Here is a 14,823-nt window from a genome sequence, read left to right on the forward strand (position 1 = left end):
GATTCAGAGGGTGATGCTGGTACGCAGGGCCACGCCGGTGCGCATCTGGTCGAGGGCGTCGTTGATCCCGGCGAGCGGCACCCGGTGGGTGATCAGACCCTCCAGGTCGATCCGGCCCGCCCGCCACAGCGCCACGGCCCGTTCGTAGGAGCGCAGCACGTCCCCGCCGCCGTACAGCGAGGGCAGGATCCGCTTCTCGTCGAAGAACAGCTCGAACATGTTGAGCGGGAAGAAGTCGTCCATGGCGCCCGCGCCGACCACGCACAGGGTGCCGCCGCGCCGGGTCGCGCCGTAGGCGGTGCGGGCGGTGGCGGACTTGCCGACGACCTCGAAGACGTAGTCGAAGCCCTCGCCGCCGGTGACGCGCTGCTTGGCGTCGTCGAGTTCGCTGGGCGCGACGGCCTCGGTCGCCCCGAAGGTGAGCGCGGCCTCGCGCCGGGAGGCGACCGGGTCGACGGCGACGATCTGCGCGGCGCCCTGCACCCGGGCGCCCTGGATGGCGGAGACGCCGACCCCGCCGCAGCCGATCACGGCGACCGACGAACCGGCCTCCACGCGCGCGGTGTTGATGGCCGCGCCCAGGCCGGTGGTCACCCCGCACCCGATGAGCGCGGCGATCTCGTACGGCACGTCGTCGGGGATCGGGACCGCGCACCCGGCGGCGACCACGACCTCCTCGGCGAAGGTGCCGGTGCCCGCGAAGCCGAAGACCTCGGTGCCGGGGCGCCGGAAGTTGGGGGTGCCCGCGTTCATGAATCCGGCGAGGCAGAGGTGGGTCTGGCCGCGTTTGCAGGAGGGGCAGGCACCGCACGCGGGCAGCCAGCACACCAGGACGCGGTCGCCCGGGGCGAGCGAGGTGACGCCGTCGCCGACGTCGAGGATCTCGCCCGCGCCCTCGTGGCCGGGGACGAAGGGGGCGGGCTGCGGGAGTACGCCGGACATGGCGGAGACGTCGGAGTGGCACAGCCCGGTGGCGCGGATACGGATGCGCACCTTCCCGGGGCCGAAGCCCACCGCCTCGACGTCGTCGAGCACATCGAGCTTGTCCTGGCCGATCTCGTGCAGTACGGCTGCGCGCATGGGGCGGCTCCTTGGATCAGGCGGTGGAGACGTGAGGAGACGTGACCTCGGACGTGCCCTCGGACGTGACCGGAGGCGTGCCCGGAGGCGTGACCTCTGACGTACGTGACCTGGGGCGTGGGCGTGGGGCGTGGGCGCCTCAGGCGTGTTCGACGAGCGTGTCGGAGAGGACGGGGGCGTCGTCGCGTTCGACGGCCGTCACCGACACCTGGACGCGGCCCGGCGCGGCCCACATCCGCACGCGCAGGGTCTCGCCCGGATAGACGACCCCGGTGAAGCGGGTGGTGTACGAGCGGACGCGCGCCACCTCGCCGCCGAGCAGCGTGTCGACGACCGCCTTGAGCGTCATGCCGTACGTGCACAGCCCGTGCAGGATCGGCCGGTCGAACCCGGCGAGGGCGGCGAACTCCGGGTCGGCGTGGAGCGGGTTCCAGTCGCCGGAGAGCCGGTAGAGCAGCGCCTGCTCCTCGCGCACCTTCCGCTCCACGGTGCGGTCGGGGGCGCGGTCGGGCTGCTCGGTGCGGGCGGAGGGGCCGCGCTCGCCGCCGAAGCCGCCTTCGCCGCGTACGAAGATCTGGGCGTCGCTGGTCCACAGCGGCCCCTCGTCGTCGGCGGCCTCGGTGCGCAGCACCAGGACGGCGGCCTTGCCCTTGTCGTAGACGGCGGCCACCTTGGAGGTGGAGAGCGCCTTGCCGCGCACGGGGATCGGGCGGTGCAGGACGATGCCCTGGCCGCCGTGGAGCACGGCCGCGAGGTCGATCTCGATGCCGGGCGCGGAGAGGCCGCCGACGACGCCCATGCCGGCGCCGGCGACGGTGGCGAACGAGGGGAGGACGTGCAGCCGCGACTCCAGGGTGTAGCGCAGCTCGTCGGGGTCGGTCGCCGGGACGCCCGCGCCCAGGCCCAGGTGGTAGAGCTGGATGTCCTTGTGATCCCAGACGATCTCGGTGGACCGGGGCTCGGCGGCGAGCGCCTTGGCGACGTCGATGGGCATACGGGTGCTGCTCCTTGGAGGTCCTTGGAGGTGGGAAGACCTCGGCGCGGCCGTCCGCACCGTCGGCCGCGCCGAGGCCGCAGGGGGTGGCTTCGGAGCCGGTTTTAGAACGCGTTCTAGGGTTGGTGGGGCCTATGTATAACGCAGCGGGGGCCAATTGTGAACCGTTCTGACGTTCCGTCAGGGGGGGTGGCGTGGTGTGGTCTGGGCCGGGGTTCGTCTGCGGGTGGGGGTGGGGTGGTGGTTGCTCGCGCAGTTCCCCGCGCCCCTGATGGGCCGGGGGGTCGTCTGCGGGCCGGTGGGGGCTGGTCGCGCAGTTCCCCGCGCCCCTTCAGGGGCCGGGTGTTCAGCTGACGGTTGAGTTGGGTTGCTCGCGCAGTTCCCCGCGCCCCTCAAGGGCGGGCCTGCGGCCCCTGCCCTCTCGGCGCCGGTCATCCCGGCCCCCCAAGGGGCGCGGGGAACTGCGCGAGCAACCACACTCAGCCCGCAGACGAGCGCCGGACGGAAAAGGGCCGCGGGGACGGCCGCGGTGTTCGGCGGCCGGCTGCTGGCGTTCGGCTCGTACGCCGTGATCTCCTACCGGCGGTCCGCGAGGACGGTGTGAGCACGATGAACGGGGAGAACGAGACGGTGGTACGACTTCTGCCGAAGGGCCCGGTGAGGGTGGTGGCCGACGCGCGGGCGACGAAGGGCTGCGACCGCGACGCCGACCTTCCCGGCCCCCCGGCCAGCGCCTACACGCTGCTGCCCTGGCTGCTGATGGGCCTGGGCGCGTTCTCCAGCCTCGTCGACGGCACGACCCCCCACCCGTGGATCGGCGGCGCCGGCCTGCTGGCCTTCACCTCCCTCTACGTCGCCGTCTCCTTCCGCGCTTTCGTCAAGGAGAAGCGCGAGAGCCGCGCCACGCTGGGAATCCTGGGCGCGATGGCCGCGATCACCTACGCCCTGAGCCTCTCCTACGGCGGCACCTGGCTGTTCTTCTTCCCGCTGCTCTCGCTGGCCTGCGGCGCGGTGCTGCGCGAGCGGAAGCTGGGTCTCGCGGTCATGGTGCTGGCGAGCTCGGCGGGCGCCATCTCCGGGATGGAGGCCGGCGAGGTGTGGGACAACGTGACCATCGCGTACGGCACGTTCCTGTCCGGCATGGTCACGGCGGCGGTCCTCTCGCTCTCCCAGACCGTGCGCGAACTGCGCGACACCCGCCAGGAGCTGGCCCGTACCGCCGTGGAGAAGGAACGTCTCCGCTTCTCCCGCGACCTGCACGACCTGCTCGGCCACACGCTCTCGGTGATCGTGGTGAAGTCGGAGGCGGCCCGCCGTCTCGCCCCGCGCGACCTGGACGCCGCGCTGGGCCAGGTCGCCGACATCGAGTCGGTCGGCCGCCAGGCGCTCACCGAGATCCGCGAGGCCGTCACCGGCTACCGCGAGGGCAGCCTCGGCACCGAGCTGGACCGGGCCCGCTCGGCGCTGCTCGCGGCCGAAGTCGAGCCGGTGGTACGCCTGTCGGGACCGCCGCTGCCCTCGCAGGTGGAGGCGCTGCTCGGCTGGGTGGTGCGGGAGGCGGTCACCAACGTCGTCCGGCACAGCGGCGCGACCCGCTGCGAGATCGTGGTCGACGGCGCGCCCGAGCGGGTACGGCTGAAGATCACCGACGACGGGCGCGGCGTACCATCCGTACAGCCCGGAGCTCCCGGTCCGCGGATCGGCGGCAGGATCGGCGGCACGGGTCTGAAGGGTCTCACCGAACGCCTCGCGGCGGCCGGCGGTTCACTCGGCGCGGGTCCCGGGCCGCGCGGCGGCTTCCAGGTGAGCGCCGCGCTCCCGGTCGACCCGGCCGACGCCGCGCTCGAAGCGGAGCTCGGGCGGGGACAGGGGCCGGGAACAGAACACGGGGCCGCCCGCGGATGACGGCCCGCACGATGGGGAGAACGGCATGATCAGAGTCCTGCTCGCCGAGGACCAGGGCATGATGCGGGGCGCGCTGGCGCTGCTGCTCGGCCTGGAGGAGGACATCGAGGTGGTCGCCCAGGTGTCGGCGGGCGACGCGATCGTGTCCACGGCGCTCACCGCCCGCCCCGACGTCGCCCTCCTCGACATCGAACTGCCCGGCCGCAGCGGTCTGGACGCGGCGGCCGACCTGCGCGAGGAGTGCCCGGACTGCCGGGTGCTGATCCTCACCACCTTCGGGCGGCCCGGGTATCTGCGGCGCGCGATGGAGGCGGGCGCGGCGGGGTTCCTGGTGAAGGACGGGCCGGTGGAGGACCTGGCCGAGGCGGTCCGGCGGGTGCTGCGCGGCGAGACGGTGATCGACCCGGCGCTGGCGGCCGCGGCGCTGAGCGCGGGCGCCAACCCGCTGACCGCGCGCGAGCGGGACGTGCTGAACGCGTCGGTGGACGGCGCGACGGTGGCCGACATCGCGGGCAGGCTGCACCTGTCGGAGTCGACGGTGCGCAACTACCTCTCGGCGGCGATCGGCAAGACGAGCACCCGCAACCGCATGGAGGCGGTACGGGCGGCGCGGCAGCAGGGCTGGCTCTGAACCGCTGCCACCCCTCGGGGTTATTTCCCTGGCGTCGCTTCCTGGGGGTTGCTTCCTCGGTGTCACCTCTTCGGCGTCACGTCTTCGACCTCACTTCTTCGGCGCCGTCGTCCTCGGCAGCCACACCAGCGCGACCGCGGTGCTGGCGAGCAGCACGAAGCCGCCGGTGCGGAAGGCGAGCGCGTAGCCCTCGGTGAGCGCTTCGGGCGTCAGGGTGTCGCCGGTACGGGCGGTGGCGACGGTCGACAGGACGGCCAGGCCGAGCGCGCCGCCCATGGTGCGGGAGGTGTTGATGAGCCCGGAGACCAGCCCCGCCTCGCCGGGTGCGGCGCCGGAGGTGGCGAGCGAGGCGAGCGGGGTGGTGGCCAGGCCGGCGCCGGTCATCATCAGCACGCCGGGCACCAGGATCGCCATCCAGTACGGGTCGTGCGCGTGCATCGTGGACTGCCAGCCGAAACCGGCGGCGGCCATCAGCACACCGATGACGGTGAGGTTGCGGGTCCCGGTCACCGGCATCAGCCGGGGTGCGATCTTGGCGCCGAGGACGATGCTCAACGAGCTGGGAACGAGGGCGAGTCCGGCGCCCAGCGGGGTGTAGCCGAGGACGTTCTGCGCGTACAGGGTCATGAAGTACCAGGTGCAGAAGGTGGCCGAGCCGCAGGCGAACATCACGACGTTGGCGGACGACACCGCCCGGATGCGCAGCAGCCGCAGCGGCATCAGCGGCGCCGCCGCGCGGGCCTCGACGGCGAGGAAGGTCCCCAGCAGCGCGAGCCCGCCGAGCAGCGGGGCGAGGGTCTGCGGCGCGGTCCAGCCGGACTGTTCGGTCTGCACGATGCCGTACGCGAGGACGGCGAGCCCGCCGGTGACGGCGACCGCGCCCGGCAGGTCCAGGCGGTTGCGGGTGGCGGCGCGGCTTTCCGTGATCCACAGGGCGGCGCCGGTGAGGACGAGGGCGCCGACGGGCACGTTGATGAGCAGCACCCAGCGCCACGACAGGGTGTCGGTGAGCACCCCGCCGACGAGTCCGCCCGCCGCGCCGCCGCCCGCGCCGACCGCCGCCCAGGTGCCTATGGCCCTGGTACGGGCCGCGCCCTCGGGGACGGCGGCGGTCAGGATGGTGAGCGTGGAGGGCGCGAGCACGGCGGCGCCGAGCCCCTGCACGCCCCGGGCGACCAGCAGCTGCCACCCTTCCTGGGCCAGGCCGCCGGCCAGGCTGGCACCGGTGAACAGGGCGAGGCCGACGAGGAACATGCGCTTGCGTCCGAAGAGGTCCCCGGCGCGGCCGCCCAGGAGCATGAACCCGGCGTACGCGATGGAGTAGGCGTTGACGACCCATTGCAGCCCCGTCGGGCTCATCCCGAGCCCGGTCCGCATCGAGGGGAGGGCCACGTTGACGACGGAGACGTCGAGGACGACGAGGAACTGGCCGGCACAGGCGGCGAGGAGGACGAGCCAGGTGCGGGTGGGGTGGGTGCGGGTGGGTATGGCTGCGGTGTCTGGGGGCGCTTGGACCATGCGGGTCATGGTCGCACGGGGGTGTGATTCCCCACCCCGCCCCTTCCCGAAAGCCCTCTGGCGGGCGGCCAGTTGCGGCTCCGGCCGCGGCCCCTTGCATGGCCGGTGGGCACCCGCGGGCCGGTGGTGGCTGGTCGCGCAGTTCCCCGCGCCCCCTTCAGGATCGGTGCTCGCCTGCGGGCCGGTGGGGGCTCGTCGCGCAGTTCCCCGCGCCCCTAACCGGCCCGGTGGGCACCCGCGGGCCGTAGGTGGCTGAGCGCGCAGTTCCCCGCGCCCCTGACCACCTAGGGGCGCGGGGAACTGCGCGAGCAACCCACCACGGTCCGCAAGCGCAAGGGGACGGGCCTCTGGGGAACCCCGCCGGGGAAAAGGGGACGGGCCTCTGGGGGACCGCGCAGGCGAAAAGGGGACGGGCCTCTGGGGGACCGCGCAGGCGAAAAGGGGCCAGGTCCCTGGGAAACCGCGTCGGCGAAAGGGGACAGGTCCCTGGGGGTCCGCGTCTGCGACCCCTCACGGTCCGTGGGGGGGGGAGGGGGACGGGGCCGAGGTCGGAGCTACTGCGGCCTCCGCAGTAGCGTCACCACCGCCGCCCCGCCCAGCCCCACGTTGTGCGCCAGCCCCACCGTCGCGCCCTCCACCTGCCGGGCCCCCGCCTCGCCCCGCAGCTGGGTCACCAGCTCCCCCACCTGCGCCAGCCCCGTCGCGCCCAGCGGATGCCCCTTGGAGATCAGGCCTCCGGAGGGGTTCACCACCCACCGGCCGCCGTACGTCGTCGCCCCGGACTCCACGAGCTTCCCGGACTCCCCCTCACCGCACATCCCCAGCGCCTCGTACGTCAGCAGCTCGTTGATGGAGAAGCAGTCGTGCAGCTCGACGACGTCGACGTCCTCGATGCCGAGTCCGGCGCGTTCGTACACCGCCGACGCCGCCGCCCGCGACATCCCCGCCCCGACCACGTCGATGCACCGGCCGGACGCGAAGGACTCCTCGGTGTCCGTCGCCATCGCCTGCGCGACGATCTCCACCGCCCGCTCCTCCAGGCCGTGTTCCGCCGCGAACCGCTCGGAGACGACGACGGCCGCCGCCGCCCCGTCCGAGGTGGGCGAGCACTGGAGCCGCGTCAGCGGCCGGTGGACCGGCGGCGAGGCGAGCACCTGGGCCACCGAGTACTCCACCTGGAACTGGGCGTGCGGATTGTGCACCGAGTGCCGGTGGTTCTTGGCGCCGACCGCCGCCAGCTGCGCCTCGGTCGTCCCGTACAGCTCCATGTGCTCGCGCGCCGCGTTGCCGAAGATCTGCGCCGTCGGCGGGGTCGCCTCGAAGCCGTGGGCGGCGGCCATCACGCCGTAGTGTCGGGCGACCGGGGACGTGGCGAAGTCGCCGCCGTCCGCCCCGCCGCCCAGCGCGCCGCGCTTCATCTTCTCGAAGCCCAGCGCCAGTACGCACGCGCTCGCCCCGCCTTCCACCAGTTGCCGTGCCAGCATCAGCGCGCTCGACCCGGTGGCGCAGTTGTTGTTGACGTTGTGGACGGGGACGCCGGTGAGCCCCAGTTCGTACACCGCCCGCTGGCCCGCCGTCGACGGCTGGAAGCAGTAGCCCGCCAGGACCTGCTCCACCTGCCCGTATCCGATCCCGGCGTCCGCGAGCGCGGCCGTCCCCGCCTCGCGTGCCATGTCCCAGTACCGCCACTCCCGCGACTCGGGCTTCACGAAGTCCGTCGTCCCGATCCCGGCCACCAAGCTCTTCATGTACCCGCTCCTTCGGTTCGTTCAGTCTCGCGGCAGGCCGAGGATCCGCTCGGCCACGACGTTGAGCTGGACCTGCGTGGTGCCGCCCGCGATGGTCAGGCAGCGGGACATCAGGAAGCCGTGGACGGCCTGCCCCGCCGGGCCCTCGGCCGTCGCGCCCGCAGGTCCCAGCAGTTCCAGGGCGAGGTCGGCCACCTTCTGCTGGTGGAGCGTCTGGACGAGCTTGCGCACGCTCGCCCCGGCGCCGGGCTCCAGGCCGGACACCTGGAGCAAGGTGGTGCGCAGTCCGACGCAGGCGAGCGCGTGCGCCTCGGCGGCCAGGGCGCCGATCCGGGCGCGGTGGGCGCCGTCGAGTCCGTCCGCGCGGGCGAGCAGCGCCTCCAGACCGGTGTCGAAGGTCAGCTGGTCGGCCATGTGGACGCGTTCGTTGCCGAGGGTGTTGCGGGCGACCCGCCAGCCGTCGCCCGGCTCGCCGACGACCGCGTCCGGCGGCAGGAGCGCCCCGTCGAAGTACACCTCGTTGAAGAGCGCGTCCCCGGTGATCTCCCGGAGGGGCCGGACGTCGATCCCGGGGGTGTTCCTCATGTCGACGAGGAAGTACGTCAGGCCCTGGTGCTTGGGGGCTTCCGGGTCGGTCCGGGCGAGCAGGATCCCGTGGTCCGCCCACTGGGCCGCGCTCGTCCACACCTTCTGGCCGGTGACGCGCCAGCCGTCCCCGGTGCGTTCCGCCCGGGTGCGCAGGCTCGCGAGGTCCGAGCCCGCCTCGGGCTCCGAGAAGAGCTGGCACCACAGCAGGTCCCCGCGCAGGGTCGGCGGCAGGAAGCGCTCCTGCTGCTCCTTCGTGCCGTACGCGAGGAGCGACGGCACCACCCAGGTGCCGATCCCCAGCTCGGCGACCTTCACCCCGGCCGCGCGCAGCTCCTCCTGGACGACGAGCTGTTGCACCGGCCCGGCGCCCAGGCCGTACGGCGGCGGCAGGTGCGGCGCGGCGTATCCGGTGGGGGCGAGGGTGCGCCGGGCGGACGCGGGGTCGAGGCCGCGTACGGACTCGGCGGCCTCGCGCGCCGGGCCGCGGAACTCCTCGGCCTCCTCGGGGAGTTCGAGCCGCAGTTCGCGGCGGGCCCCGGCCCCGGCGAGCCGGACGGCCCGTTGGCGGTGGCTGTCGCCCGGGCCGAGGAGCTGGCGGGCCACCAGGGCGCGGCGCAGATGGAGGTGGGCGTCGTGCTCCCAGGTGAAGCCGGTGCCGCCGAGGATCTGGACGCAGTCCTGGGCGCAGGTGAAGGCCGCGTCCAGAGCCGTGGCCGCCGCCAGGGACGCCACCAGGCCGCGCACCTCGGCCCGCTCCGTCCCGGCCGCCCGCGCCGCGTCCCACACCAGGGCCCGCGCCTGCTCGGTGCGGAGCAGCATGTCGGCGCAGAGGTGCTTGACCGCCTGGAACCGGCCGATGGGCTGCCCGAACTGCTCGCGCGTCCTGGCGTGGGCGACCGCCGTCCGAAGTGCCCAGGCGGCGGTGCCGCAGGCCTCGGCGGCGAAGAGCACGGCCGCCAGGTCGTGGACGAGCGCGGGGTCCACGGCGAGCGCCCGCTCCCGGGGGACGGCGAGGCCGCGGGCGGCGACCTCGGCGGTGGGGCGGGTCGGGTCGGCGCCGGTGTGCGCCCGGATGTCCAGGTCCGCCGCGTCCACCGCCAGCCACACCACCTCCTCGCCCGCCCGCGCGGCCAGGACCAGCAGATCGGCCTGGGCCCCGGCGAGGACGGGCGGCGCGGTCCCGTCGAGCGTCCAGCCGTGCGGACGCGGTACGGCGGTGAGGTCGCCCGGGCCGAGCGCCACGGCCGCTGTCCGCGCCCCGGTCGCGACCGCCTCCACCGCCTCGGTGTGCCCGGCCCGTTCCAGTACCGCCGCGGCGAGCACGCTGGGCAGACAGGGGCCCGGCAGCGCGGCCCGGCCCGCCTCCTCCAGCACCACGGCGAGCTCCACCAGGCCCCCGCCGCCGTACCGCTCGCCCAGGTGGACGCCGAGCAGGCCCTGGGCGGCCAGCGCGTCCCAGTAGGGCGGCCGGGCGGCGGGGGCGCCGTCCGCGTCGAGCAGTTTTCGCACCTCCTCGGGCGGCACCGCCCGCGCGAGGCCGCCCCGTACCGCCTCGGCGAGCGCGCGCTGCTCCCGGGTGATCCCGATGCCCATCCGCACTCCCCCGCCGTGGCCGCCGCTGGAACGGCGACAGAGTAGAACACGTTCCATTCTGACGGAAGGTCAGATCGAGGACGGGATCGGCCGGGGATTAGGATGTGGCGCCCGGCAGCGCGAGCACCGGCCGCCGCATCCCGTAACCCGAGCCCCGCGCCCGACCCCCAGGAGCCCTGCCATGGCGACACCCGAGCCGGAGATCCTCGCCGCCTTCGAGGCCGCGAAGGGGTTCATGCCCGTACGCGAGGGGCTCGCCCTCTACGAGGCGGCCGTCCGGGCGGGCGCGCTGGGCCTGCCGCTCCTGGAGGTCGGCACCTACTGCGGCCGCTCCACCCTGCTGCTCGCGGACGCCGCCCGCGCCACCGGGACCGTCGCAGTCACCGTCGACCACCACCGGGGCAGCGAGGAGCAGCAGCCGGGCTGGGAGTACCACGACCCGTCCGTGGTCGACCCGGAGGTCGGCCTGATGGACACCCTGCCCACCTTCCGCCGCACCCTGCACCGGGCGGGCCTCGAAGAGCACGTGATCGCGGTCGTCGGGCGCTCGCCGCAGGCGGCGCGGGCCTGGGGCGGCCGGGTGGGGCTCGTCTTCATCGACGGCGGCCACACCGACGAGCACGCCACCGGGGACTACGAGGGCTGGGTCCCGCACCTCGCCGAGGGCGGCCTCCTGGTGATCCACGACGTCTTCCCGGACCCGGTCGACGAGTTCACCGGCCAGGCCCCGTACCGCGTCTATCTGCGGGCCCTGGCCTCCGGAGCGTTCAGCGAGGTCTCGGCCACCGACTCGCTGCGCGTCCTGCGCCGCACCGGTGCCGGGGTGTGACGGGACCGACACCCCGGAAGCCGGAGCCACCGGATCCACCGGACAGGCCCTAGCATCACTGCGTGTCGTACGACAGCGAGTCCCCCACCCCGCCCCGGCGCCGGCTGCGCGGCAACCTCGTCATCGTGACCGCCGCGCTGGTCCCGACCGTCCTGGCCGGCTGGCTGGTGTGGCAGGCCATGGACGGTTCCGGCAGCCACGACGACAAGCCGCCGAAGGTGCTGCCGCTGCCCAGCGCGCCCGCCGCCCGGCCCTCGGGCAACGGGGGCGCCGAGCCGCCGGCCGCGACCGTGCCGGCCACCCCGTCACCCTCGGCGCCGGCCTCCTCCCCGGCGTCCCGGCCCACCGGACCGCTCGCGGGGCGGGTCGTGGTGATCGACCCGGGGCACAACCCCGGCAACTTCCAGCACGCCACCGAGATCAACCGCCAGGTCGACATCGGGACCAACAAGAAGGAGTGCGACACCACCGGCACCGACACCAGGGGCGGGTACACCGAGGCCGCGTTCACCCTGGACGTCTCGCACCGGCTGCGGGCGCTTCTGGAGAAGCAGGGCGCGACCGTCACCTTCACCCAGGACGGCGACCGGCCGTTCGGCCCGTGCGTGGACGAGCGCGCGGCGATCGGCAACCGGGCCAGGGCCGACGCGGTCGTCTCGGTGCACGCGGACGGCTCGGCGCAGGGCAACCACGGGTTCCACGTGATCCTGCCCGCGCTCGTGAACGCCGGGAAGGCGAACACCGCCCCGATCGTGGGCCCCTCGCGTGAGCTGGGTGTGAGGATCGCGGGGAAGTTCGTGCACGCCACCAGCATGCCGCCCTCCAACTACGTGGGCGACGGCACCGGGTTGGACGTCCGCAAGGACCTCGGCGGACTCAACCTGTCCACCGTGCCGAAGGTGTTCATCGAGTGCGGGAACATGCGCGATTCCGGGGACGCGGCCCTGCTGGGAGACGCGGGCTGGCGTCAGCGGGCGGCCCAGGGGATCGCGGACGGGATCGGCGACTTCCTGGCGAAGTGAGGGGCGCGCCGACGGGAGCGGTCGGCTGCGGGTCGGTCACGGTCTGAGCACCGAGGGGACTTCCCACCCGGTCAGACGATAGATTCTCCTCCGGGTGGGGAACCACCCCCGTGCTTCGCGCCGTGTGCACGTACACCGGCGGCAGCGATGACCGCCCCGACGAGACGACCCAAAAAGGACTATTACGTGAACATCCGCTCCCTCACGCGAGGCGACGGCGTGGTGATCGGAGCAGCGGTGGTGCTGTTCATCGCCTCGTTCCTCGATCTCTACTCGGTCGACAACGCTTGCGTCGGCACCATCTGCTCCCACGCCAACGTTCCGAACGCGTGGGACGCGCTGGGTCTGCTGATGAGCATGTTCCTCGCCGGCATCATCGGCGCGGTCCTGATCGTCGTGGCCCGCTCGCTGCCGCAGCCGCGGAAGTTCGCCGGGATGGACCTGGGCCAGTTCGGCACCGCCTTCACGATCTTCTCGGCGTGGACGGCGTTCTGGACCATCATCGACATGGACAGCGCCGGCGCCGGCATGATCCTCGGCCTCATCGCCGCGCTGGTGCTCGCCGCGGGCGCCGTGGCCGGCCCGATGGTCGCCGCGCTCAAGGCCCCGCTGATGGGCAGCCCGAGCCCGGCCGTGGCCCCGTACGGCGCCCAGCCCTACGGCAACCAGCCCGCCGGTGGCTACGGCTACCCCGGCGCCCCGCAGCCGCAGCCGTTCGCGCCCCAGGGCGCCGACCAGAGCCAGGGCGGCCAGGCCCCGGCGCCCGCCGCGGCCCAGCAGCAGCCCGCCGCCGGCGGCCCGGCCGGGGACTTCGCCCCGTTCTGGTTCGCCGTCCCGGTGGCCCGCCAGCTGTACCCGGAGGACGGCTCGGCCACGCCGATCGCCGAGCTCGCGCCCGGCACCTGGTACCTCGCGGTGGAGCAGCGCGGCGCGGCCCTGGTCGCGCAGACGCAGGACGGCCGCCGCGGCGTCCTCCAGGACACCACGGGCATCCAGCGCGGCTGACCCCGCGCCCCGGCCCCGGCCCCGGCCGGAGTCCGTACCGCTGAGAACGGCCCCCCGCCCCTTCCGGGGCGGGGGGCCGTTCCCGTACGCTCCCCTGACGATCCGTCAGATACGGGCAGGGGGCGGCGGTATGCGGCTGGGACTCGCACTCGGCTACTGGGGCCGCGGCCCGGACCCCGGACACGTGCGGCTCGCCCAGGAGGCGGAACGCCTCGGGTACACCTCGGTGTGGACGGCCGAGGCCTGGGGGTCGGACGCCTTCACCCCGCTCACCTGGATCGCCGCGCACACCTCGCGGATCCGCCTGGGCACGGCCGTCGCGCAGATGGCGGCCCGCACCCCCACCGCGACCGCGATGCACGCGCTGACCCTCGACCACCTCTCCGGCGGCCGGATGATGCTGGGCCTCGGGCTCTCGGGGCCGCAGGTGGTGGAGGGCTGGTACGGACGGCCCTTCCCCTCCAGCCCGCTGACCGCGACCCGGGAGTACGTGGAGGTGATCCGGCGGGTGCTGCGGCGGGCGGCGCCGGTGGAGCTGGACGGCCGCTTCCACCCGCACCCGTACCGGGGCGCGGACGGCACCGGCCTCGGCAGGCCGCTGAAGCCGATCACGCATCCGCTCCGGGCGGACCTGCCGGTGCTGCTCGGCGCCGAGGGCCCCAAGAACATCGCCCAGACCACCCGGATCGCGGACGGCTGGCTGCCGCTGTACTGGTCGCCGACCCGCCTGGACGCGTACCGGACCCCGCTCGCCGGGGCGCCCGAGGGCTTCACCGTCGCGCCCATGGTCCGCGCCCACGTCTGCGACGACGTGGCCGAGGGGCTGCTGCCGGTGAAGGCGATGCTCGGCTTCTACATCGGCGGCATGGGGCACGCGGCCCGCAACTTCCACGCCGACCTGATGGCGCGGATGGGGTACGAGGCCGAGGCCCGCCGGATCCAGGCGCTGTTCGCCGAGGGCCGCCGCGAGGAGGCGGTGGGGGCGGTGCCGGACGCCTTCGCGGACGAGATCTCGCTGGTCGGGCCGCGCGAGCGGATCGCGGAGCGGCTGGCGGCGTGGCGGACGGGCCCGGTGACGGACCTCCTCGTCATGTCACCGGACCCGACGACCCTGCGCGTCCTGGCGGAGCTGAACGGGACGCCGGACGGCTGACCGCAGGCGGGGCGGGACGCACGACGGTCCGGCCCTCGCCGTGCCCCTCGCCGCCCCGGCCGTCCGTGGCCGGGGTCAGCCGCCGCTGAGCTGCGAGGCCGACGGCACCTGGTCCTTGACCTCCGCGCCGGCGCTCTTGCCCGCGCCCTTCACGCCGTTGATGACGTTCTCGAACATCCCGACGTCCGCGTCGGTGGCGTCGCCCTTGCGGAGCTTGCCGCCGAGGCCCTTGAGGGACTCGATGCCGGAGGTGAGCGGGGCGACGGCCTTGGAGAGGAGGGGGTCGCCCTTGGCGTTGTTCACGGCCGCCTTCAGCCGGTTGTACGTGAAGGCCCCGGCGAGGCCCGCCTTCACCAGGGCGAACGTCCGGCCCTTGGTGCCCTTCTTGAACTTGCCCGCCTTGTACGGCTTCACGATCCACTGGTAGGCGGCGCCCGCCGCGAGGCCCGCGTTGGCGACGAAGCGCGTCTTGGCGAGCTTCTGCTTCTCGAAGGTGCTGGACGGGGAGGCGCTGGCCTCCGCCGCGGTCAGGCTGTTGCGGGCGCTCTTGGATTCGCCTCCGCAGGCGGTCGTCGACACCAGGAGGGCGGTGGAGAGGACGACCGCCGCGAGTATGCGGCGGAGCGGGAGCGTACTGGGCACGGTGACCTCCGGGGACGGGTGCGTCTCCCCCGCAGCGTCACCCACCCGGCGGCACCGGGCCACCCGGCTGACCCATTCGAGTCCGGGGGGCCGCATGGGGTTGTCCGGCCCGGTG

Annotated in this window: 12 protein-coding genes; 6 read left to right on the forward strand and 6 right to left on the reverse strand. The window is 74.2% G+C overall.

Annotated elements, in window-relative coordinates; all coding sequences use genetic code 11:
• Positions 1-3: 3 nt before the first annotated feature.
• The gene (locus AC069K_RS22850) at positions 4-1,080 is read right to left on the reverse strand and encodes a Zn-dependent alcohol dehydrogenase (protein ID WP_478619134.1); all 1,077 of its coding nucleotides are present in this window, start codon (positions 1,078-1,080) and stop codon (positions 4-6) included.
• 139 nt (positions 1,081-1,219) lie between these two features.
• Positions 1,220-2,074, reverse strand: coding sequence for a MaoC/PaaZ C-terminal domain-containing protein (locus tag AC069K_RS22855; protein WP_365100777.1), 855 nt, complete (start codon positions 2,072-2,074; stop codon positions 1,220-1,222).
• Positions 2,075-2,683: 609 nt separating this feature from the next.
• Between AC069K_RS22855 and AC069K_RS22860 the strand changes: the two genes are divergently transcribed.
• Entirely contained in the window at positions 2,684-3,979 is a 1,296-nt protein-coding gene (locus AC069K_RS22860; protein WP_478619409.1) for a histidine kinase, read from the forward strand.
• A 25-nt stretch (positions 3,980-4,004) separates the two neighbouring features.
• The gene (locus AC069K_RS22865; RefSeq protein WP_365100775.1) at positions 4,005-4,610 is read left to right on the forward strand and encodes a response regulator transcription factor; all 606 of its coding nucleotides are present in this window, start codon (positions 4,005-4,007) and stop codon (positions 4,608-4,610) included.
• A gap of 90 nt (positions 4,611-4,700) precedes the next feature.
• Here the strand turns inward: AC069K_RS22865 and AC069K_RS22870 are convergent, their stop codons facing one another.
• The 3 genes from AC069K_RS22870 to AC069K_RS22880 form a co-directional block, all read right to left on the reverse strand.
• Positions 4,701-6,137 carry an MFS transporter gene (locus tag AC069K_RS22870; protein WP_478619138.1) on the reverse strand — a complete coding sequence of 479 codons (1,437 nt, stop codon included), beginning with the start codon at positions 6,135-6,137 and terminating at the stop codon, positions 4,701-4,703.
• Positions 6,138-6,682: 545 nt separating this feature from the next.
• Positions 6,683-7,876 carry a thiolase C-terminal domain-containing protein gene (locus AC069K_RS22875; protein WP_478619141.1) on the reverse strand — a complete coding sequence of 398 codons (1,194 nt, stop codon included), beginning with the start codon at positions 7,874-7,876 and terminating at the stop codon, positions 6,683-6,685.
• Between the two features lie 21 nt (positions 7,877-7,897).
• Positions 7,898-10,057: an acyl-CoA dehydrogenase gene (locus AC069K_RS22880; protein WP_478619144.1), complete on the reverse strand. Its 2,160-nt coding sequence runs from the start codon at positions 10,055-10,057 to the stop codon at positions 7,898-7,900.
• Between the two features lie 181 nt (positions 10,058-10,238).
• Between AC069K_RS22880 and AC069K_RS22885 the strand changes: the two genes are divergently transcribed.
• The 4 genes from AC069K_RS22885 to AC069K_RS22900 all read left to right on the forward strand — a co-directional run bounded on the left by AC069K_RS22885 (position 10,239) and on the right by AC069K_RS22900 (position 14,066).
• The gene (locus tag AC069K_RS22885) at positions 10,239-10,886 is read left to right on the forward strand and encodes a class I SAM-dependent methyltransferase (RefSeq protein ID WP_478619147.1); all 648 of its coding nucleotides are present in this window, start codon (positions 10,239-10,241) and stop codon (positions 10,884-10,886) included.
• A 62-nt stretch (positions 10,887-10,948) separates the two neighbouring features.
• Positions 10,949-11,908 carry an N-acetylmuramoyl-L-alanine amidase gene (locus AC069K_RS22890; RefSeq protein ID WP_478619150.1) on the forward strand — a complete coding sequence of 320 codons (960 nt, stop codon included), beginning with the start codon at positions 10,949-10,951 and terminating at the stop codon, positions 11,906-11,908.
• A gap of 186 nt (positions 11,909-12,094) precedes the next feature.
• Complete coding sequence (locus AC069K_RS22895) at positions 12,095-12,913, forward strand: hypothetical protein (protein WP_478619153.1); 819 nt, start codon at positions 12,095-12,097, stop codon at positions 12,911-12,913.
• 130 nt (positions 12,914-13,043) lie between these two features.
• Positions 13,044-14,066 carry an LLM class F420-dependent oxidoreductase gene (locus AC069K_RS22900; RefSeq protein WP_358836319.1) on the forward strand — a complete coding sequence of 341 codons (1,023 nt, stop codon included), beginning with the start codon at positions 13,044-13,046 and terminating at the stop codon, positions 14,064-14,066.
• Positions 14,067-14,141: 75 nt separating this feature from the next.
• Here AC069K_RS22900 and AC069K_RS22905 read toward each other — a convergent pair whose 3' ends face one another.
• Positions 14,142-14,708, reverse strand: coding sequence for a hypothetical protein (locus tag AC069K_RS22905; RefSeq protein ID WP_365111680.1), 567 nt, complete (start codon positions 14,706-14,708; stop codon positions 14,142-14,144).
• Positions 14,709-14,823: the final 115 nt, after the last annotated feature.

The sequence above is a fragment of the Streptomyces sp. NPDC043908 genome, from assembly GCF_056435525.1.